Origin of the sequence: Pseudoalteromonas sp. BMB (assembly GCF_001709235.1) — a bacterium.
GTDB classification, from domain to species: Bacteria; Pseudomonadota; Gammaproteobacteria; order Enterobacterales; family Alteromonadaceae; genus Pseudoalteromonas; species Pseudoalteromonas maricaloris.
The window spans coordinates 1-394 of the sequence record NZ_MBQA01000216.1; the positions used below are offsets into that span (position 1 = coordinate 1).

Genomic DNA, 394 nt, shown 5'->3' on the forward strand with positions numbered 1-394 from the left:
TATCCATAAACCGATTTATCTGAGCCCAATCGTTTAGGTTTCCACCATCTCCGAATCCGATCGCGTGGCCAAACCAAAACTTTTCAGGATATTTTCTGCAACTTAGATAACCCGTTTGGAACGAGCCGCCACCTCTTGCGCTTTTCACCTCAACACCCACCACATATTCAAGATCTTCTATTGGGATATAAAATGGTTTTCTAAACAGGGTGTAAGGTGTTCTCACCAACCCGGTGTGACGATTAAACTCTATGTTATCAATAAACCGTAAAGCGTCAGAAAATTTAAACAACAAGAAAGGTGTGACGAAAAGACCTGCCAAACTCAAGTATAAATAGTCTACCGGAAATGCATCAACCAGTGTCAGTACAATCAACATAAATCCAGCAATTGC

The 394-nt window shown here is 41.1% G+C and carries 1 pseudogene; it reads right to left on the bottom strand.

The annotated features are described in order from the left end of the window. Nucleotides 1-394, bottom strand: a pseudogene (locus BB427_RS22975) (hypothetical protein); the annotation flags it as partial.